The 21,968-nt window shown below is 45.3% G+C and carries 16 protein-coding genes and 2 riboswitches; all 16 genes read left to right on the top strand.

What is annotated here, in order from left to right:
* Positions 1–17: 17 nt before the first annotated feature.
* Positions 18–101: riboswitch (cyclic di-GMP riboswitch) on the bottom strand.
* A gap of 244 nt (positions 102–345) precedes the next feature.
* The 16 genes from AC1DLI_RS06530 to AC1DLI_RS06455 all read left to right on the top strand — a co-directional run bounded on the left by AC1DLI_RS06530 (position 346) and on the right by AC1DLI_RS06455 (position 21,967).
* On the top strand, positions 346–807 hold the full coding sequence (locus AC1DLI_RS06530; RefSeq protein WP_477600764.1) for a hypothetical protein: 462 nt from the start codon (positions 346–348) through the stop codon (positions 805–807).
* 257 nt (positions 808–1,064) lie between these two features.
* Positions 1,065–3,203, top strand: a complete 2,139-nt coding sequence (locus AC1DLI_RS06525; protein ID WP_477600762.1) for an ATP-dependent helicase ComFA — start codon at positions 1,065–1,067, stop codon at positions 3,201–3,203.
* Positions 3,200–4,093 carry a ComF family protein gene (locus AC1DLI_RS06520; RefSeq protein WP_477600760.1) on the top strand — a complete coding sequence of 298 codons (894 nt, stop codon included), beginning with the start codon at positions 3,200–3,202 and terminating at the stop codon, positions 4,091–4,093. Before AC1DLI_RS06525 ends, AC1DLI_RS06520 begins: the two co-directional genes overlap by 4 nt.
* 148 nt (positions 4,094–4,241) lie before the next feature.
* Positions 4,242–4,338, top strand: a riboswitch (cyclic di-GMP riboswitch).
* Positions 4,339–4,433: 95 nt separating this feature from the next.
* Complete coding sequence (locus tag AC1DLI_RS06515; RefSeq protein WP_477600758.1) at positions 4,434–9,410, top strand: OmpL47-type beta-barrel domain-containing protein; 4,977 nt, start codon at positions 4,434–4,436, stop codon at positions 9,408–9,410.
* 212 nt (positions 9,411–9,622) lie between these two features.
* The gene (locus tag AC1DLI_RS06510; RefSeq protein WP_477600756.1) at positions 9,623–10,039 is read left to right on the top strand and encodes a TIGR03826 family flagellar region protein; all 417 of its coding nucleotides are present in this window, start codon (positions 9,623–9,625) and stop codon (positions 10,037–10,039) included.
* 107 nt (positions 10,040–10,146) lie between these two features.
* On the top strand, positions 10,147–10,413 hold the full coding sequence (gene flgM, locus AC1DLI_RS06505) for a flagellar biosynthesis anti-sigma factor FlgM (RefSeq protein WP_477600754.1): 267 nt from the start codon (positions 10,147–10,149) through the stop codon (positions 10,411–10,413).
* 8 nt (positions 10,414–10,421) lie between these two features.
* Positions 10,422–10,925, top strand: a complete 504-nt coding sequence (locus AC1DLI_RS06500) for a flagellar protein FlgN (protein WP_477600752.1) — start codon at positions 10,422–10,424, stop codon at positions 10,923–10,925.
* A 19-nt stretch (positions 10,926–10,944) separates the two neighbouring features.
* The gene (gene flgK, locus AC1DLI_RS06495) at positions 10,945–12,504 is read left to right on the top strand and encodes a flagellar hook-associated protein FlgK (protein ID WP_477600750.1); all 1,560 of its coding nucleotides are present in this window, start codon (positions 10,945–10,947) and stop codon (positions 12,502–12,504) included.
* A 20-nt stretch (positions 12,505–12,524) separates the two neighbouring features.
* On the top strand, positions 12,525–13,496 hold the full coding sequence (gene flgL, locus AC1DLI_RS06490; RefSeq protein ID WP_477600748.1) for a flagellar hook-associated protein FlgL: 972 nt from the start codon (positions 12,525–12,527) through the stop codon (positions 13,494–13,496).
* Between the two features lie 12 nt (positions 13,497–13,508).
* Positions 13,509–14,075 carry a DUF6470 family protein gene (locus tag AC1DLI_RS06485; RefSeq protein ID WP_477600746.1) on the top strand — a complete coding sequence of 189 codons (567 nt, stop codon included), beginning with the start codon at positions 13,509–13,511 and terminating at the stop codon, positions 14,073–14,075.
* A 479-nt stretch (positions 14,076–14,554) separates the two neighbouring features.
* Entirely contained in the window at positions 14,555–14,947 is a 393-nt protein-coding gene (gene fliW / locus AC1DLI_RS06480; RefSeq protein ID WP_477600744.1) for a flagellar assembly protein FliW, read from the top strand.
* Positions 14,948–14,959: 12 nt separating this feature from the next.
* Entirely contained in the window at positions 14,960–15,187 is a 228-nt protein-coding gene (csrA, locus tag AC1DLI_RS06475) for a carbon storage regulator CsrA (protein ID WP_477600742.1), read from the top strand.
* A gap of 133 nt (positions 15,188–15,320) precedes the next feature.
* Complete coding sequence (hag, locus tag AC1DLI_RS06470) at positions 15,321–16,166, top strand: flagellin Hag (RefSeq protein ID WP_477600740.1); 846 nt, start codon at positions 15,321–15,323, stop codon at positions 16,164–16,166.
* A gap of 77 nt (positions 16,167–16,243) precedes the next feature.
* The gene (locus tag AC1DLI_RS06465; protein WP_477600738.1) at positions 16,244–20,281 is read left to right on the top strand and encodes an Ig-like domain-containing protein; all 4,038 of its coding nucleotides are present in this window, start codon (positions 16,244–16,246) and stop codon (positions 20,279–20,281) included.
* Positions 20,282–20,391: 110 nt separating this feature from the next.
* On the top strand, positions 20,392–21,459 hold the full coding sequence (locus AC1DLI_RS06460) for a glycosyltransferase (RefSeq protein ID WP_477600736.1): 1,068 nt from the start codon (positions 20,392–20,394) through the stop codon (positions 21,457–21,459).
* 94 nt (positions 21,460–21,553) lie between these two features.
* The gene (locus tag AC1DLI_RS06455; protein WP_477600734.1) at positions 21,554–21,967 is read left to right on the top strand and encodes a flagellar protein FlaG; all 414 of its coding nucleotides are present in this window, start codon (positions 21,554–21,556) and stop codon (positions 21,965–21,967) included.
* Position 21,968: the final 1 nt, after the last annotated feature.

Genomic DNA, 21,968 nt, shown 5'->3' with positions numbered 1-21,968 from the left:
CTTAGATAGGTAGTGGGTTCTAAGAGGGCCGGTTACACTATTAGCTCCATATAATCCAAGTGTCCATATGCAGATTATACTTCATCGCTTCCCTAGCTATTCTGAAAATGTGTAAGACGCCGCTTCCTTTCCATTCGCGTGCATATCTTATATATGCAAGGATACGTAGTAAAATGATAACATATATTGTAAATTGCTCAAGGGTGTTTCTTTGTCGGAATTTGACTATTAATAATCGAGAGAAAAGACCTTTTTGATACAACATACATTTTTCGCCTTGTCCTCCCATTGCGGAACCAGTGGGCTCTTCCTAGCATATAGTGTCACAAAGAGGAGGTGGCCGCCATGTTTGAGCTTCTACTTTTGGTTATTGGCATTTATGCCGTGGCTGCATTGTCGGTGCATCTGGCTTATCGGATTCGGCGAGGAAGGCAGCAATCCAGCAAACATTACGTACTTGTTGCGGGCGTTCGGCAAAAAAATATGGAATGGTATGTGCGCTCGTTGTTTTCTTTTTCGCGGCGGATGGGCAAGGATGTTCGGTTGACGATTGTCGACCACGGGGTAACGGATGAAACGCTTGCTATTGTTGAGCGCTTATCGAGAGACGGCAAGGAAGTCAGGGTGCATGCCAAAGGGTCGGAACCTCTAACCGAAAACGAGGATAGTAAGCGTTCGCAAACGAAAGCTGTGGATGGTACCCAACTGCTGTGGCTGCTTCAGGCAGAAGGAATCGTATCGAATGCAGACCACGCGGTGCTGATTGATTTGCAAAACCCGTCGGATTTGTCGAAAATGCCATTTTAGTATATAATTTGCCGTAATTGAATATTCGGAGTGAAGCACACTCAATGACGCATTCTGCGTGGTTGGGTGTGCTTTTTTTTATATATAAGACTTTATAAGTTTTTACTTATAAATCTGCTTATATATCTCCGCGAAACGAGCTTTTGCCGACAAAAGACGGCTACAGCCGTTTATGCTTGTGTTCATTTATAAGAATTTATACGTTTCGTTTATAAATGAAAAGCGCCGGATGATGAAGGAACAGAGGGGGAAGGAAGATGAAGGCTCAGGTGTATGTTGTAAAGGTACGCGGATGCTGGCAGGCACGCGCGACGATTCAAGCAGCTCTGGATAAGCATTTCTGGATGAACGGCGATTTCGGTGAGGCGGGCTGTCTGAATGAGAAAACTGCGGATACAGGCTGGCTGCTGCTTGAAGCGCTGCCGCTTGGTGATGCTTGCCTTGTGGTGGAGCTTTGGGAAGCAGCGATGAAGCGAAAACGCGGGAAAATCGTGCATTTAGAGCAGTATATCTTCGATGAGGGAAGGTCGGATATCGGCTGCGATGCGTTGGAGCTGCTGATGGCTTGTGCGAAGGAGGCGAAGAGAAATGCGCAAAATGAAGAAGGGACAGCAGGTTCTGGCCAGTGGTGGCGGATTGGAAGCCGGACAAAGCGGCAAACGGGGCTGGGCATAGAGGGTTTGCTAGGTTTGGCTGAGCGGTGGGATCGGCCAAAGGGGGAGATCAAAAGCGCAGCGGAGCTGGGAGAAACCACGGCTGGAACTAAGCGTGCAGCGGAGCTGAGAGAAATCGCGGCGGGGGCGAGCCGTGCGGTGGAGCTGGGAGAAATCGCGGCAGGGGCGAGCCGTGCCGCGGACATGCTGCAGGGACGTGCGCTGTTGCGAAGCGAGGCGCACGCCCTGCTCTCTGGCGCAGGCGGGCCCGGTGCCGCTGCAGGCTGGAGCGAAATGCTGCAGCTTGCGGCGCTGCTCGGGCGGGTGCGCCTGAGCGGATCGATCGCCGCCGGAGACGGCGGGCGGGCGGACGCATTGGGGCGCCGGAGGCGCGAGCGCAGCTGCCTGCGCTGCGGGAGCGGTGAGGCGTTTATGAACCGCACGGCATGTGCCGCGTGCGGTCGGATATGCGCCTACTGCACGGCGTGCATTGGGATGGGGCGGAGCCGGGAATGCGAGCTGCTGGTTACGGGGCAGCGTTATGGGCCCGCAGGTGTAGAAGCGGGAGCAGGGGCGGCCAAGGAATTTATATTGCCGGCTAGTGATCTGCGGCTTGAGCGTTGGAAGCTGAGTCCCGCTCAAACGGCCGCCGCAGAGAAAGCACTGCGATTCCTAGAGGAGCCGGAGCCGCATACTGGGCGTACCCGAATGACAAAGGGCAAAACCGCCAGGGCCAGAGAGTTTCTCCTATGGGCGGTAACGGGAGCGGGCAAGACGGAAATGATTTTTCCGCTAGTGGAATCTGTCTTGCTGCGGGGCGGAAAGGCACTGATCGCAACGCCGCGCCGCGATGTCGTCATTGAGCTTGACCCGCGAATCCGCAAAGCGTTTCCAGGAGCTACTGTAGTCACGTTATACGGGGGCAGTGAGCAGCGCTGGGAAAACGGTGACATTACGCTGGCTACCACGCATCAACTGCTGCGCTTTTATCAAGGTTTTGATCTCGTCGTGGTCGATGAGCTTGATGCGTTTCCGTTTGCGGGCGATCCACTCCTTCATTTTGCGGCGGATAAAAGCTGTGCGCCGGGCGCAGCTCGCCTGTTATTGTCGGCTACGCCGCCAAGCGATTTGCAGCGGGCAGCGAAACGCGGGAGGCTTCCGCATGCAAGGGTGCCTGTGCGCTATCACCGTCATCCGCTGCCGGTTCCGAGGCTTATTCAAACACCGATAGTGAAGCAAATGCTGCAGCAACACAAATTGCCGACAAAGCTGCTGGCGGCCATGCAGGCATCGCTTGTTCGCGGCGCCCAGCTGTTTGTGTTCGTACAGCAGATTGCACAGACAGAACCGATGGCAGCCCTGCTGCGCATAGTTCTGTCTCACGCTGCTGTTGCTGCTACCTCCTCGCAGGATGCGGAGCGGTCGGCGAAGGTTCAGCGTTTTCGGGCGAGGGAGATTCGCGTGCTTGTCACGACTACCATATTAGAGAGAGGGGTAACCATTCCCAAAAGCGATGTTTATATCCTAGATGCAGATGGTCGGCTCTTTGACGAAGCTTCCTTGGTGCAAATGGCAGGAAGGGCAGGAAGATCGGCTGAGGATCCGTTTGGGCAGGTCTATTTCTGCAGCCGAGAACGCAATCGAGCGCAGCTGCAAGCCGTACATCATATCCAAAGCATGAACCGAATGGCTCGCAAGCAGGGCTATCTGCTCTCCGCAACCAAAGGAGGCTCGCCCAAATGACAGTCCCGCCCCAAGACTGGCTCCGGCGACTGCAATCCGCCTTCGCCGGAGCCGCGCAGCTGCTCGCACCGCGGACTGCCGCATGTCTCCTATGCGGCAAACCGCAAACCGGCTCTCGCAGCGCGGACAGCAGCAGCCCCGCGAAGCTGACTCCCCAGCTTCGGCAATCCCTTTGCGGAGCGTGCCTCTCCGCAATACCGTGGCTCACCCGCATCGCCTGTACTAGATGCGGGCGCGGCATTCCCTGCGAGGACTGCATACGCAGTCCGCATGGCTCTTTTGTGTGCAACCGCAGCGCGGTTCACTATAATCAAACGATGCGAGCGATGCTCGCTCTATACAAATATCGGGGAAACGAGCAGCTTGCTCCATTGCTTGGCGACATGCTGCTGCCTGCTTTCGAGGCTTTGACAGCCGAAATTGTTCAGCGGACTAACGCACCCAATAGTCGAGAATCTAAATTGAAAATAAGGATGACCGAACACTGGGATGCCGTAACCTATGTGCCTGTCAGCGCGGAACGAGAGGCCGATCGGGGCTTTAATCAGGCAGAGCAGCTGGCAGGTCGGGTTGCGCAGCGCTATCATTTGCCGCTTAAGCAGCTGCTCGTCCGTTCTCGTCATTCCGAGAAACAAAGCTTCAAGACGCGCTCTGAGAGAATGCGCGATACAAGATATCTTTTTACTAGCAATCCAGCCGAGTTTCACAAGCTGCATACGAATGGAGTAAAAGACCTCAAACATCCTTCTCCGACACGCAAAGCGCTTCGTGTTCTATTGATCGATGATATTTATACGACAGGAAGCACGGTGGAGGCTTGCTCGCAGGCACTCAGCCAGCATGCGGAGCTTCCACTTGAAATATACGTGTTGACATGGGCAAGGTCCTAATTTGTTTGTTTTGTGTCAAATTGACCTTCTTATTAACTAATGAAAATAATAGCGTAACCCAGGAACTTGCAGAAAAATGACATAATATATTACTTTAGACCTATTAACGCTTATGGGCCAATGGGATTATAATACACTCATAATATACTATGTGAAGGGGCAAATCATAGGAAACTATGAGACGCAAAGCCATGGGCCTTACCCAAGTATTTTTTTAGTTACTTGAAAGGCAGCCGGTTACCACAAGGAATCATAGCCCTTAATGCTAGTGAACCTTGTCAGAGGTTCTCTTTTTTTTGGACTATTTTCCTCTTTTCACTATGAGAGGCAGGACTTAATCATGATAAAACGTTCTTCCAAGCTCTTATCTTTACTAGTCGCATTGATGCTTTTGGTACAGCTGGCGATTCCAATGGGAAGGGTGGCTGCTTCGACGGATAGCACAATGCTACCGCCAAGCAACCTTACAACGAATTTGTTGGCGCCAGAGAATGTAAGACTAACTTGGTCAGCAGTCACGGGGGCCACGGGCTACAATATTTATGAAATATCGGAAGGTCAACTTAGAATGCTTGGTACCGTGGCCAATACCACTTACCAGGCTAGCAATTTGCCGGAAGGGTCTTATAGCTACGCCGTATCGACACTTAGTGAAACAGGTGAATCAGGTCCAAGCGCACCGGTTGCTGTTGATATTGTTTATCCGGATATGCAAGCACCCGAAAGTTTGACGAATACACTGCCAAATGGTAATGACATTGCACTGAGATGGACAGCTTCAGCATACGCTGGAAGCTATAATTTGTACAAAATCGCAGAAGATGGGCAGCAAGTACTTATTTATTCCGGCACCGGACGGAGCTATACCATCACCAATGCTTCAGAAGGAATATACAAATATGCAGTTTCGGCTGCTAACGCTCTGTACGGTGAATCTCCGATATCATCACCTATAGAAATTCAGGTGGTTTATCCGGTTATGACCGCTCCAAACAACCTGTCATTCACGGTAACAAACGGCAGTGACGTGGATCTGAACTGGTCTGCTGTCAGCTATGCAACGGCCTATAGAATCTATCAAATCGTTGATGGCGAGCCTAGCTTGCGTAGTACGGTTACTGGAACCAGCAGTAAGCTGAGCAATATGCCGGCGGGTGATTACATTTATGAGGTGCGTTCCTACAGTGAAAGATTCGGGGAATCTGCCGGGGGAAGCCAACTTTCCGTCACCGTGGGCACTGTGACTATGACGGCTCCGACTAATTATACTTTTAAGCTTCAGAATATCAATGATATTGTTTTAAGCTGGGATGCTGTGGCAAATGCCACCCAATATAACGTTTATGAAGTGATTAACGGTGAAAAGGTTCTGAAAAGCACAATCACCAAAACAACGATTACATATGCGAAAATGGCTCCCGGAGACTATGTCTATACGGTACACGCATATAGCGACCGCTTTGGTGAATCCGCGGAAGGCAGCCAGGTCTCACTCACTATTGAGCAAGTGACTATGGATAAGCCGAGCAGTGCAGCATACGAATTGAAGAATGGTAATGATATTTACTTGAGTTGGGAAAGCGTCGCGAATGCGGACGACTACAAGATCTACCAAATTGTCGATGGACAAAAGGTTTTGAAAAGAACAGTGTCCCCTACTACAGCCGCATTTGCTAATATGCCAGCGGGTGATTACACGTACGAGGTGCATGCTAACTCAGCCCGTTTCGGGGAATCAGTTGAGGGCACCCGGGTTTCAGTAGCTGTCATTTTTCCGATTATGCAAGCACCGGAGAATGTGACACAAACAATCAAAAGCGCTACCAGCTTTAGCTTGAGCTGGACTGCCGCTGAGTACGCAGCCAGCTATAAGGTTTACCAAATTATTGATGGGGAAAAGGTATTAAAAAGTACGATAACAGGAACGACAGTAACCTATTCCAACGTACAGCCAGGCGAGTATTCATATGAAGTTCACTCCTTCTCCGCAAGATTCGGAGAGTCATCGAATGGAAGTTCAGTAACTGTCACCATGAACGGACAAACGATGGAAACGCCGTCAGGTCTGACTCAGAGTATTAATAACGGCAATGACATTGCCTTGAAATGGACAGCGGTTCCTTACGCCGCGAGCTATAAAATCTACCAGCTTATAGATGGTGAGAAAGTATTGAAAAGCACAGTGACGAAAACAAATGTCACCTATACTAACCTGCCTTCGGGCGACTACCATTACGTTGTCCACTCCTTTTCAACGCTTTTGGGAGAGTCTCCGGAAGGAGCTGAAGCTATCATCGCATTGATTCACCCGACGATGGAAGCCCCCGTCAATTTCGCCTCCAAAGTCCAAAACGGTAATGATGTCGTTTTGACCTGGACAGCAGTGCCATATGCGAATAATTATAAGGTGTATGAAATTGTAGACGGTCAGCCAGTGCTTAAAAATACAGTTACGGCTTTGAGTGTAACAATCGCCAAGGTTCCGGTAGGTGAACACACGTATGTTGTTCATTCTGTAAGCACGCGCTTTGGCGAATCTTTAGAAGGCAGCAGTCTTTCCTTAACCGTGCAGGAGCAGCTTATGCAGCCACCGACGAATTTGACGCAAACTCTGTCAAACGGTAACGATATTACGTTAAAATGGACAGCGGCCAACTACGCAACCGATTATAAAATTTACGAGATTATTGGTAGAGAACGTGTTTTGCAAAAAACGGTAACCGGCACATCCTCGGTGTTCGCCAACATGGGGGAGGGTGAGCACACGTTCCAGGTTTACTCTTACAGCGACAGATTTGGGGATTCCACAGAAGGAAGCGACGTTTCTTTTACAATCATTTTCCCAACGATGCAGGCTCCGGTTAATTTTACGAACAGCATTGCAAACGGGAATGACATCGTCTTAAGATGGGATGCTTCCGCATATGCAACATCTTACAATGTTTATCAGATTGTAGAAGGCCAAAAGAGTCTAGTTAAGACAGTCACCGGCAGGTCGGTAACGCAGACCAATATGCCAGAGAGTGATTATGTATACGAGGTGCATTCTGTAAGCAACAGATTCGGTGAATCACCCAACGCGAGTAAAGTAGAATTTGCGTTGGTTTGGCCAGTCGTACAGGCTCCAACTCTAACAGCAGCCGTGTTTAACGCCAACAATATCATGCTGTCATGGAAAGGGGTTACTTGGGCCAACGAGTATCATGTCTACGCAGTTAAGAATGGTGAAAGACAATTAATCTACACGGGAAAAGGGTTGACGACAAACGTTTATAATATGACGGAGGATATTCACTCCTATGAGATGACTGCTTTTAGCTCGCGATTTGGAGAGTCAGTTACATCCAACAGGATCACTGAGAATATCATATATCCGGAAATGTTGCCGCCGATTGCCAGTCTGAAGGTGCTCACTCCAACGAGCGCACAGATCTCCTGGGATTTTATAACTTATGCCAACGGATACAATATATACGAAATAATCAATGGTGAGCCGGTACTTCTAGTACAGAATGTTAATAATCTATCATATACGGTTTCTGATTTGTCCTATGCGAACCATGAATATGTCGTAACTTCGTATAGTAATTCATTTGGTGAATCAAGTAACTCTAACACCGTATTGGCGAAGCTTATTGTCGACACAGAGGCGCCGGTCACGACGGCAAATGCGCCAACAAGCTGGATGAACCAAAGCACTGTTGTCGTATTGACGGCAACCGACAATGAAACAGGGGTCGCAAATACGTACTACTCGCTGAATAATGGAGATTATGTAAACGGAGCATCGTTGAATGTCACGGAAGAAGGCGTCAACCATATTTCATTCTATTCGGTTGATAAAGTAGGTAACATCGAGGTTGCTCAAACGATCGATATCAAAATTGATAAAATAGCACCGATAACCGAGGTTTCACCAATTCACGGCTGGTTGAGAGAATCGGTCACTGTAAATTTAAACGCCTACGATACCCAAAGTGGTACGGCTAAAACCTTCTATTCGATTAACGGTACGGACTATGCGGAAGGTGCTTCATTTAATGTAGATAAGGAAGGCATCAATCAAGTTTCCTTCTACTCTGTTGATGAAGCGGGTAATGTGGAAGAGGCGAAAACGGTTGAAGTGAAAATTGATCGAACAGCTCCTGTCACCACGTCTGACGCTTCGGAAGGCTGGTTCAAGGAACCAGTGACTGTTAATTTGCACACCGAGGACACTCAAAGCGGAGCAAATAAAACTTTTTATGCTATTAATGGTTCGGAGTATGAGGAAGGTATCTCTTTCAACGTAGACGAGGAAGGAATCAACAACATTTCCTTCTACTCAGTAGATCAAGCAGGCAATGTGGAAGAAGTCAAAATGGTCGAAGTGAAAATTGATCGTACGGCTCCTATTACCACGACAGACGCATCAACGGCATGGTCTAAGGAAGAAGTAACTGTGAAATTGAGTGCGGCCGATACGCTAAGCGGAGTCGTACAAACGTTATACGCTGTAAACGGTTCGGACTATACCGAAGGAACTGCTGTAAAGGTTAACGAGGAAGGCATTCATAGAATTACATTTTATTCCGTTGATATCGCGGGAAATATCGAGATTACCAATACGATTGAAGTGAAGATCGACAAAACGGCTCCGGCTATTGCGATGGATATGCAAGCCGAGTACAAGCTTGGCACTGTATTACCGCTTGTGTATACTGCAACTGATGAGTTGTCAGGCATTGTTTTTGAGCAGATGGTTATTATCGGACCAGATTCAGCTGCAGGAACAATCGCAGCAAACGGTTCCTCGATGACGTTAAATAAACCGGGTGATTATAATGTTACTGTTACAGTGACGGATGCTGCGGGTCTTATTACTACGATTCAGAAACAGATAACGGTCTATATTGAGGCAACTATGGAAGTATTGCCGCATGTCATTAAGGGCAATAAGGGCGTGTTTACGGTTCAAGTTAATCTGCCGGATTGGCTGAACGGTTCCGGCATTGTCCTGGATACGGCGACGGTAAATGGGGTTCAAGCGCTGAACGATAACAAAGGATACTACATGATGGCCAAATTGGGACACTTTAAATTTGAGCGGTCCGACTTCGACTGGAAGACCAGTGAGGTAACGCTTGAATTCCGAGGCTATGTAAATGGTAACCTTGTCGTTGCGCAAAAAAAGGTGAAGGTCCAGACTGATCTAACAGGCATCAAAGGTGGTTATAAAGACGATGATCGCGACGATCATGATAGTGACAACGATGATCGTGAAGACGATAACCGTAAAAAAGACCGTTCTGCGGTCATATCCCCGTCAAGAAGATAACTATAAAAAGGCTTCAATGCAGCGGCTGCTTCCCGGTATACTACCGAGAAAACAGCCGCTGATTTTTTTCGGCATTTATAATTCGTAGCCACTATCGGAAAATATTAATGCAACACGAGTGAAAGTATAGATTCATAGTGAAATTGTTAGCGTTTTCGATTAGAATATACATACTAGACAGTATATAGCGATAAATAGGGGGGCTCAGAGCGATGAACTTGGATAATTGTCCTCGCTGCGGTAAGCTTTTTGCCAAAAACTTTAGAGACGTATGCCCGACGTGCATGCGTGATATTGATAAAGAGTACGAACTTTGCGCAAACTATTTGCGTGAATATAAGGGCTCCATTATCACAGAGGTAGCAGACGCTACAGGCGTATCGATCAAGCAAATTACGAAATTCATTCGCGAAGGCCGTATCTCCATAATGAATGCTCCTAACATGTCCTACCCTTGTGAATCCTGCGGCACTCTTATTCGCGACCATCATCTTTGCGACACCTGCCGCCAACGAATTGAGAAGGATAAGAAGCAAATGTTCCAGGATATAGCGAAGAAAGATGAACTGAAAAGCGCTTTAAATCCGACTGGCGTATACAAAGGATTAAACAGATACAAAGATAAATGAATTTTCTCTAATATTTCCTTGACTATAAAATTTCACTTGACTGAAGCCGATAATACTTGTAAAGGTAATCGGCTTTTTTAGTTCCTGTAGATAATGAGGTGGATAAAATGAAAATAAACGAGACGAATCGAATTGGTGCGGTTAATCCCTATCAGAAGCAAAAAGATGCACGGGTAGGCGCAGCGGAAAAGGCAAAGCAGAAGGACGAGGTCCAAATCTCTGCAGCTGCCAAGGAGCTGCTGACGACAAGCAAGGCAAGCGGAGCGGACAGAACAAAGCACATCGAAGAGCTCAAAAACGCGGTGGCATCGGGCACATATCATGTGGAAGCCGGCAAGATCGCTGAGAAGCTGCTTCCATACCTAAAGGAGTAGTGCTCTAAATGAATGAGTATATCCAGCAAATACTTGTGATTTTGCAAGAGCTCTTAGACGAGCATCGGCAGCTGATAGAATACGGAAATGCGAAGACAGCGGCTATTACAGCTGACAATGTGGAGTCGCTGTCCTATATTTCAAACAAAGAGAAGAAGAGTCTTCAGCGCATTTTGGAGCTTGAGCAGCAGCGGATCTTCTTGATCGGAAAATATATGCTGGATCAGAAGCTGACTGCTCATCGCTCGTTCAAAATGGAGAAGCTGATTCAAGCCGTTTATCATGCGAATGAAAAGCAGCAGCTTCAAGCCATATGGCAGGAGCTATCGGCAACTCTTAAGAAGCTTCAGGACATAAACGAATTCAATCAGCAGCTCGTCAGAATGAATTTGGAGCATTTGCATTTCACGCAGGATTTGCTGCTCGGACCGACTGAGGAAGAAGCGACCTACCATCGTGCTGTTCAAGGTATGGCCTACAATCGTAATGGCCGCTTTAATATGAAAACGTAAGAAGAGAGGACAATAGACGATGGCATCGACTTTTCATGGCTTAGAGACGGCAAGGCGGAGCTTATTTACGACGCAATCGGCTTTAAATACAACGGGACATAACATTGCAAATGCCAATACGGTAGGCTACTCGCGTCAAGTTGTGAATATGACGGCTTCAAGACCGATAGATGCGGTAGGCTTCTCCAAATCAACTGCAGCCGGTCAGCTTGGAACGGGTGTAGAGGCTTCCTCGATTACACGTGTCAGAGAGAAATTTTTAGACAACCAATTTCGAAACGAAAATAAATCGAACGGTAATTTTACGGTACAACTAGATACATTATCTAAACTAGAAGGAATCGTAAATGAACCGAGTGACACCGGCCTAAGGACGGTCATCTCAAACTTCTGGAACTCATGGTCGGATTTAAGCAAAAACCCGGAGAACGCGGATGGCCGCAAAGTGGTTATGGAACAAACGATGGCATTGGTTGATTCGTTCAACTACACAGCCAAACAACTAGGTGATCTGAAATCAGATTTGACGGAAAACGCAGAGATTAATCTTAGCACAGTTAACTCGATTACTACGAGCATTGCACAGCTTAACGGCGAAATTAGACGTATTGAAGGACTAGGGGACAACGCAAATGATTTGCGTGACCAGAGGGATTTGCTTACCGATCAATTATCGGGTCTAGTAAACATTCGTGTTGAAGAACAAGCAAATGGGTACAGGATTACTATGGGCGGTACTGAGCTTGTTCAAGGGACAGCAAAAACAGATCTTAGTATGGCCGCAATTGATACAGCGATTGCTTCAGGCGAGTTGAATAGCGGAGCTATTTACGGAACGCTTTATTCGAGAGATCATTATGTTAATGGTTATATCGGAGAGCTGGATAAGCTCGTTCAAACGATGGCAAACGGTGAGTTCGAGGTAACGTTGCCCAAAGGCTCTGTTTTACCGGAAGGTACGGTATTGAATAACGTTACATATACGGGGGCTAATCGTACGCTTACCGCAGATACTACCGTTAAGGTGAATGGCTTGAATGGATTGCATCAGCTTGGCTACTCATTAGCAGGCCAAGATGCAGGGTTGCCCTTTTTTACGGACAGTACCGGTGGAACGACTGGTTTGACAGCAGGTAATATTACGCTTAACCCGTCGATTGTTGCTAACTCCAATCTGATTGCCACATCTATGCGCTTGGTCACGAATTCAGATGGCTCTGAGTCTGTAATTACCGGAAATAACTCATTGGCCGTCCTTTTCTCGCAAATGCGGGATACTCGGTTTGATTTTGACGCAGGAACTGGCGATAACAAAAATACGGTCGATGCCTACTTTCGATCCGTTGTCGGTCAGCTTGGCGTTCAAGCTGCTGAAGCTACTCGTATGCAAACCAATCAGCAAATTATAGTCGACCAGGTGGACTCTCGGAGACAATCCGTAAGTGGGGTTTCTCTCGATGAGGAAATGTCTAATATGATTAAATTTCAGCACGCATATAATGCTGCTGCTAGAAATATGACGATGATTGATGAGGTATTGGATAAAGTCATTAATGGAATGGGACGCGTAGGCTTATAAAATAACTGGAGGTGAACATTATGTCTTTCCGCGTTACGCAATCCATGATGAATACACAATTGCTTCGTAATATTTCTAACAACATGGGTCGTATGAACAACCTGCAAAATCAGCTATCGACGGGTATGAAGATTAACAAACCATCAGACGATCCTGTCGGTATTACTTTTGCACTCCGTTATCGGAGTGAGCTTGATGCAAATGATCAATATACGGAAAATGTAAGCAATGCGTTGTCATCATTAGAATATACAGATACAACAATAGGCCAAGCCGGTGACATTATGCAGCGTGTACGTGAGCTGATGGTTCAAGGTGCTAACGGTACTTATGAACAGACGAGCTTGGATACGATTAAGTCGGAAATTTCACAACTCTACAATCAAATGATTGATATTGGAAATAGTTCGTTTAACGGCAAGCAGGTATTCAACGGCCAAATGACCGGAGATAAGCCTTATCCTATGATGCAGTTGGACGAGACGGAGGATGTGTTGTCTAATCCGCCCAAACTGAAAGCTTTTCATGTTGCTACGGATACCGGTAATATTAAATATGAATTATCTTCCGGGATGAGTATGGCTGTAAATCTTACAGGAAACGAGGTTTTCGGCGAGAAGCTTGCCACGAATGYGACACAAGCGGAGATTGAATCAAGCGACAATGTGTTTATGCTATTGCAACGGGCACATGATATGCTAGGCTCTGGTGATCAAGTGGGCGTCTCGCGATTAATCGGACAATTCGATACACGAATGAACACGATGTTGACGAAGCGAGCAGAAATTGGAGCAAGAATTAATCGGGTTGAGATCGTTGAGAACCGTTTGGAAGATATAAATGTTAACCTCAAGACCGTTCAATCCAAAACAGAAGACGCAGATATGTCTATGGTTATTACGAATTTGAAAACGGAAGAAAATGTTTATCAAGCTTCCTTGTCGGTGGGGGCTCAGCTCATTCGTCCAAGTCTGGTTGACTTTTTACGCTAGGGGTTTAATTAAATGGAAATTCCGCAAATTCAAATTCGTCAGTTGACCGCCCAATTGTCTATCGATGCAGATAATGGACGCCAACATATAGTACAACCTAGGGCAACGATTAACATGCGCCAAATACGAACTGAGCAACAATATTCGACGACACCTGGTCAACTTGACATCAATCAAGATAGAGTATGGGATGCTTTGTCAGTTGGAAATCATTTAGATAYGATGAAACGAATCTATTCCAATGCGTCTAATCTAGCTTTGCAAGGAATTGCCCGCATCATCGAGAAGGGTGATCAAATGGCAGCAATTCATCTTGGGAGTAATCCGATTGCTACAATGGCTCGAGAGTGGCAGCGAACTTTTCCGGAATATGATTTCGCTGGTGAGGCTTCATATGATAACATTGATTTTCATTATACACCTAGTGAACTGTCGATAAAAACCATTCCAGGTCAAGTGCAAATGGATGTTGAAGTTAATCGACCAATATATGAATATGAACGAGGTAAGCTCAATATTATTATGAGTCAATACCCGAAAGTAGAAATTATACCACCACAAATTGAACTATTGGTGTAATAACATAAATCTTAATCTAACTATAGGTCGACCCTATGTTCATTAAACATAGTAAGGTCTATAGTCTTTGTTTTTGATAAAACTAACGTCGCTTTAGTATCACTTCGTATAGTCGTATATCTATCCACACAAACATTCCTCCTGAGACGTTTGTAATTGCCGTTTACTATTAGAAATAGACTATTGGACATTACATAAATCAACCTCATTCCATCCCATGGTTATTTATTAACAACCAGAATAGTATTTTTGGAATTCCTCTCAAAACATGCATGAAACAGTGTGTTAAGATTTTGATTTTTTTTTATATTGTTATAGAAAAGTATAGGATTATATTACGTTATGATAGTGTTGTTGACTTCTTCACATGTCTATTTTGGTGGGATATTATATGATTGTCTCTTAAATGAATGTCGAAGGATGTCGTATTTGCAACTTTATTATTATTGAATTTCTCAATATTCAAGGAGGTTGAAATAATGATTGATAAACCGAGTACTATTTTCTTTGAGCAAGGTATACCGGGCTTTGAAAACTTACGTTATTTTACTTTTGAGTATGTAGAAGGTGATTTACCGATGAGGCTTATGAAGTCAGTCGAGAATCAAGAAGTTAACTTGCTTGTTACTAGCCCATTCTATTTCTATCCAGAATATGAATGGGAACTTTCAGAAACTATGAAGGATGAACTGTCAATTAAAACGGAAGCGGATATTGAGATATGGTCTATCATTACTGTACCGGAAGATCCGGCTAAATCTACGCTTAATTTACTAGCGCCTGTCGTTCTGAACATTAATGCAAAAATAGGGATGCAGCTTATCCTTCATGATAGTTCATACAGCTCGCGAACCCCGCTCATTCGAGCATAAGGAGGGAACGGTATGTTAGTTTTGTCTCGGAAAAGCAATGAATCAATAATAATTGCTGGGAATATCGAGGTCGTTATACTGGGTATTGAAGGTGATAGTGTGAAAATAGGTATCCGCGCACCCAAGGAAGTAGATATTTATAGAAAAGAGATCTATCAAACGATTCAAATGGAAAATAGGGCAGCAGCAAACAATGTGACGACACTAGAAAATATGTCTGCTCTATTCAAAAAAACATAATATATTTTAAAAAAGCTATAAATTAATTGATGGCTTTGCCGATATATATATTAGCGCGGTGTAGGACAGCCGAACTACAACCGTTAGCTTCCGCAAGGATGCGGAAATCCGAAATTTCAAGGAGGAAATATTTATGCGTATTAATCACAATCTTGCTGCTCTAAACACTCATCGTCAATTGGGTGCAAACAATGGGGCTGCAGGAAAGAACATTGAAAAATTGTCTTCGGGTCTACGTATCAACCGTGCAGGCGACGATGCTGCTGGTCTTTCGATCTCCGAAAAAATGCGTGGTCAAATTCGCGGTTTGGATATGGCTTCCAAAAATGCTCAAGATGGCATCTCAATGATTCAAACAACTGAAGGCGCATTGCAAGAGGTTCACTCGATCCTGCAACGTATGCGTGAGCTTGCAGTACAGGCTTCAAATGATACGAACGTAACGGCTGACCGCGATGCAATGGGTCAAGAGCTTACTGAGCTTGGTAAAGAAATTACTCGTATTAAAGATACGACTCAATTTAATAAACAAAACCTGCTCGATGCTACTGCAGGTGACGGTGCTGGTTCTGTTACTTTCCAAGTAGGCGCTAACACGACTCAAGTTATGACAGTTGACTTTGCTACAGCGGGTATTGATCTTACTGATGTTGAAACTAACGTTGGTGCTTTGGCTGCTGCTGATGTAGTAGATTCCGCAACAGCAACAGCATTGATCGCAACAATCGATACTGAAATTGAAAGTGTATCGAAAGGACGTTCTTTGCTGGGTGCAACACAAAACCGTTTGGAGCACACAGTTAGCAACTTAAATAATGCTTCGGAAAACCTGACTGCTGCTGAATCTCGTATACGCGACGTAGATATGGCTAAAGAAATGATGGATTTCACAAAGAACAACATCCTTACGCAAGCTTCGCAAGCGATGCTGGCTCAAGCGAACCAACAGCCACAAGGCGTTCTTCAATTGCTTCGTTAAGTTTTAATTTCAAAAGGACCCTATACTGTATAGGGTCTTTTTTTTCATCCATTTACTAAATGTCACAGGGGGCTTATATGAATCGAAGGAACAAGGTCATAGCGAAATGTTTATCATTATTTCTAATTTTGGCATTAATTAGCTCACCTATTGCTGTATTTGCGGATACAGAGGTCATTATTGATGATCCTACTCCCGATTCGACGGCACCGGTACTCCATAGCTTAATGTTAACTGATAAGAAAGTCTCGCCCGATAAATCCGTGCAATTAATCGCCGAAGCATTTGACGATTTATCCGGGATTGGGACTATCCACGCTAGCTACAGAAAGCCAAGCGGTGCAGCTAAGAATGTTTCTTTTCAATTTGATTCAGTATCCAATAAATATATTGGTACAATAAGCATTGGCAGGTACGAAGAAGCGGGAGACTATGTTCTTAGTTCGGTGACGCTTAGAGATAAGAAGGAAAATGTAAATTCGGTTGTCGACAACTCTAATACGGGCAATGGCAACAAAATGGATTTTAGTCCTTACACCATTTCGGTAAGCGGAGTGGTTAAGGATATTACCCCCCCTGAACTAGAAGATGCTAGTATATCCGCTAGACAAGCGGTGCCGGGGAATTCTATTCAGATCACTGCAGGCGCAACGGATGATTACTCAGGTGTTTCCYATGTGAGGCTCTCGTATGTGAAGCCAAGCGGAAGAGGCGGTTCGTCTACGCTGTATTTCAATCAAGCAGCAGGCAAGTATGTGGGATCAATATCGATCGATCAATATGACGAACTGGGCATATGGAAAACAACAAGTATTCAGGTGCAGGATAATGCCGGAAATAGCAAAGTTGTATACGATTCCACGGAAACTAGTTCCGGCTCGGCTGAGAAAAGAGATTTTAGTGAAATGAGCTTTCAGGTTATGAATACCACGCCAGATTTAATTGCTCCTACATTAGATAATTTAGGTATCTCATTAGAACAGGTCTCGAAGAATGAGGCTATTATTAAACTGACAGCAGGAAGCAGTGATGCTTTGTCTGGAACTAACAGAATCTCCGTCYATTACAAAAAACCAAATGGTCAGACATTATCTGTATATATGGGTCAGGACAGCAACGGTATGTATGTGGGATCAATCCCTATCGACAAATACGACCAGCTAGGCGTGTACAAGCTTAACTCTATTACTTTATATGACAATAAGTCGAATGCAAGGCAGATCTATGACAGCAATGTGATGAACTTATATCAGAATACGATAGACTTTAGCTCTTTCCATTTTGTGGTTAGAGGTGTCATAACTGTACCGCCGGCAGTTCCTTTCAGTGTGTTATTAACGCCAAAGGAGTTAACGCTGGAGCCAGGTCAGAGCAAGCAGCTTCAAGCTATTTTGCATATGACTGATGCAAGCTCACAGGATGTTACATTGCAAACTGCGGAAACGGAATATACAAGTTCTGATCCTTCCAAGATTGAAGTGGATCAGAATGGCCTGATAACGGTTGCTCCGGACGCTAGTCCAGGCATTGTCTATATCGAGGCTTTGAACAGCGGGTTAAGTGGGCAAACTGTAATCACGATTTCAGGAGAGCCTGTAGAAGAGTTTAAAGGCAATCTTAGGATCAATCCGCTGAAAACCAGTTTAGCTCCTGGAGATTCGAAGCAGTTCAATGTCATTGTTACATTGCCGGACGGAACGGCAAAGGATGTGACTTTAGGCTCCGCGGGTACGCAATACGTCAGCATGAATGAGACGGCAGTCAGCGTGAGCCCTGATGGGTTAATTCAGACATCCGCTGATGCGCAAGTAGGAAGGTATATTATTAAGATTAGCAATAACGGATTAAATGCAACCAGTACGGTCATTGTAACCCCTCCTCCTACGGTGAGAAGTCTGTTGGCGTCCCCCGCTACTGCGGAGGTTGTTGCTGKACAGACGGTTCAAATGAGCGTAAGGGCATATATGACTAACGGTTCGACGCGGGATGTCACACTAGGTGAAAGTGGAACGATCTATTCCTCTACGAATACCAATAGAGCAACCGTTGACGATAATGGTTTGATTACGTTACCGGCAGATGCTACTAGCGGAATGGTTTACATTTATGCGAAAAATAGCGGGGGCATAGCTCGAACAGCCATTACGGTAATTAATGATCCTGCGAATCAAGTAATGGAGATGAGCATTGATCCGGAAACTGCAATTCTAGCTCCTGGAATGACACAACAGATGACGGTAAACGCTCTGATGGGTGACGGCAATCAGAAAGATCTAACTGCAGCATCAACTGGAACAATCTATAAAGTTAGTAATGCAAGAGCGACAGTGGATTCACAAGGAAAAGTGTGGATATCTTCGACCTCCACCTATGGTCCAGTTGTCATTACAGCTATCAATAAAGGGAAGAGCGCGACGTTGAGTATTACCGTGCAGAATCAGACGTCGAATGTGGATAGCATTATTGTAGAACCAAACGTCGCTGTGATGGGAAGAGGCGACAGTTTATCTTTAAAAGTAACAGCATCGATGTCGGATGGGATGGCAAAGGACGTTACTGCGGTGGCTAGCGGAACGAGCTACAAAACAAGCAATAACCGCGCAACAGTGGATGAGCTAGGGAACGTGACGATTCCCGCGACGACCACACTCGGCCCAGTAGTCATTACAGCAAATAACGGAGGTAAGGTTGCAACCGTTAGTATCACGGTACAAGAATCGACAAAAAAAGTAGAGAGTTTGAGCATAGAACCTAATGTTACGGTGCTTGCTAAAGGTCAAAGTTTTGCCTTAAAAACAACAGCAACGCTGACGGATGGAACAACAAAGGACGTTACTGCGGTCGCCAGCGGCACAACCTACAAAACGAGCAATAACCGCGCGACGGTGGACGATCAAGGAATCGTAACGATCCCGGCAACAACCACGAATGGACCGGTAGTCATTACTGCGAATAATGAGGGCAAGGTTGCATCCGTCAGCATCACTGTACAAGACTCGACGACAAAAATAGAGAGTCTAGTAGTGGAACCTAACAACGTGGCAATTGGGAAAGGCGACAGTGTCGCATTGAAGGTAACAGCGACGCTGATGGATGGTACGACAAAGGATGTTACTGCGGTCGCTAGTGGAACAACCTATAAGACGAGCAATAGCCGCGCAACAGTGGATGAGCAAGGAAACGTGACGATCCCAGTATCGGCTACCTATGGCCCAGTGCTTGTTACAGCGACCAACGAAGGGAAAATGGCCACCGTCAGTATTACGGTGAAGGACACAAGTCTCTCAGTAACCAGCATAAGCGTTACGCCGAGTGTCGCAACGATTCAGAAGGGTGACAGCTTGCAATTGGCGGTAACGGCGGCGATGGCGGATGGAACGACAAAGGATGTTACTACGGTCGTCAGCGGAACCAGCTATAAGACGAGCAACAGTCGCGCTACAGTGGATGAGCAAGGAAACGTGACGATCCCAGTTTCGGCTACCAATGGCCCAGTGGTTGTTACGACGACCAACGAAGGGAAAACGGCTACCGTCAGTATTACGGTGAAGGACACAAGTCTCTCAGTAATAAGCATAAGCGTCACACCGAGTGTAGCAACGATTCAGAGGGGTGACAGCTTGCAATTGGGAGTAACGGCGGCGATGGCAGATGGAACGACAAAGGATGTTACTGCGGTCGCCAGCGGAACCAGCTATAAGACGAGCAACAGTCGCGCTACAGTGGATGCGCAAGGAAATGTGACAATCCCGGTATCGGCTACCAATGGCCCAGTGGTTGTTACAGCGACTAATGGAGGGAAAACGGCAACCGTCAGCATTACGGTGAAGGAAACCAATCCTACGGCAACGAGCTTGAGCATAACACCAACCGTTGCTACACTTCGACTCGGAGAAAGCATCCAATTGACAGTAACGGGGACGATGTCGGATGGAACGACTAAGGACGTTACATTAGGTACGAGCGGAACAACATACAAGACGAGCAACAGTCGTGCAACAGTAGATGCTAATGGTCTTGTGACAATTGCCTCCGGCGGCACCGTTGGTCCGGTCGTGATCACAGCAGTCAATGGCAGTCAAAAAGTAACTACATCAATTACTGTTCAAAAATAAACTCATAAGTAAGAGGTCTTGGTATTATCTAGGGTCTCTTGCTTATGTAATACCTTCTCGGATACCCTAAATTGAATTACGTCACCATAAGAGCATGAGGAGTTGAGGAATTGAGTACGATCTCATTAGTAATGATTGTTAAGAACGAAGAAAAAAAATTGGAAAGATGTTTGCAGAGCGCGCGGCATCTAGTGGATGAGATTGTCATTGTCGATACTGGCTCGTCTGACCTTACGAAGCAAATTGCATATTCATATCAAGCGATGGTTTATGACTATGGATGGGTCAACGACTTTTCCTCCGCAAGAAATTTTGCTCTGGAGCAATCGAATGGTGATTGGAATCTCATATTGGATGCGGACGAATATATCATGAATGATTGTGGTAAGAAGTTGAAGCAGTTCATCAGCCAAGGTAAATCGATTGGGCGGGTAAAACGGATTGATGAATTTTTTCAAGATGGAGAGCTTAAAAGGTCACAATCTTTTTTATCAAGACTTATTCCAAGAGGAGTACGTTTTACGGGAAGCATACATGAGCAAGTCGTATCGGATATGCCTCGAGTTAACGTAGAAATTGAGATTTTTCATGATGGTTACATCGAGGATGACAAAACCGAAAGAAACCTGAACCTTCTGATAAGGGAATTAGAAAAGAATCCTTCCGATGCTTATATGCTTTATCAAACGGGAAAACAGTTTAAACTAATGAAAGCATTTGGAGAAGCAGAGACTTATTTTATTGATAGTTATAACCGGGGAAATTCAAAGGAGTGGTATAGTCATTCGCTGGTCATTGATCTTTTGTATACAAATATAGCAACAAAAAATTTCCAGGCAGGCGTTGATCTTATCAACATGGAAAGAGAACGCTTTACGCTATTTCCGGATTTTCATTTTGTTTGTGGGCTTTTTTTTACGGAACTCATATTCAGTGATGTAAAGAAGTACTCTTATATTTTCCCAAATATCGAGCAAATGTATCTGGAGTGCATGAAAATTGGAGAGACGAATGACTATGATAGTGTGTTAGGAGTTGGTAGCTTTCTGCCAGCTTACAACTTAGGAGTCCTTTATGAACTGATGGGTCAAATAGAAAAGGCTGTTGATTATTATCAAATATCATCAGTATTAGGCTATAAAAAAGCAAAGACTCAATTAGAAAGCTTAAATAATTGACAAGGTTTTATTACGTTCAATATATTAGCTAATCATTTGTAAAATAATCGCCGATATAAGAAGTAGAATATTATTGTTGGAGGATTGATTTGGAATGAATATTCATACCTCTACAACAGGAGCGGGTGGGTATGTCGAACGTAATAATTCAGCAACCGATTCTACAGAATTTGCTGCTCAGCAGGTCGAGCTGAATTCGCCTAATTCATCTAGATCTGTCTCGACGATTACGAATACAGGCGAACTAAAAAAAGCGGAACTGCAGGGTGAACACTACACTGTAAGCGATGAGCAAATTGTCAAAGCAATCGAAAGAGCGATCAAGGCCATGCAGGGTAAGGCAACCACTCTTGAATTCTCTATCCACGAGGAGACAAAATTAATTGCTGTAAAAGTTATGGATAGAGATTCAGGTGAGGTTATCCGTGAGATACCGCCGGAAAAAACATTGGATTTTGTAGCGAAACTTTGGGAGATGGCAGGTATTCTTGTCGATGAAAAAAGATAAT

This window comes from Paenibacillus sp. 01T443 (assembly GCF_056398325.1).
This window is presented reverse-complemented; position numbering and strand designations above follow the sequence as displayed.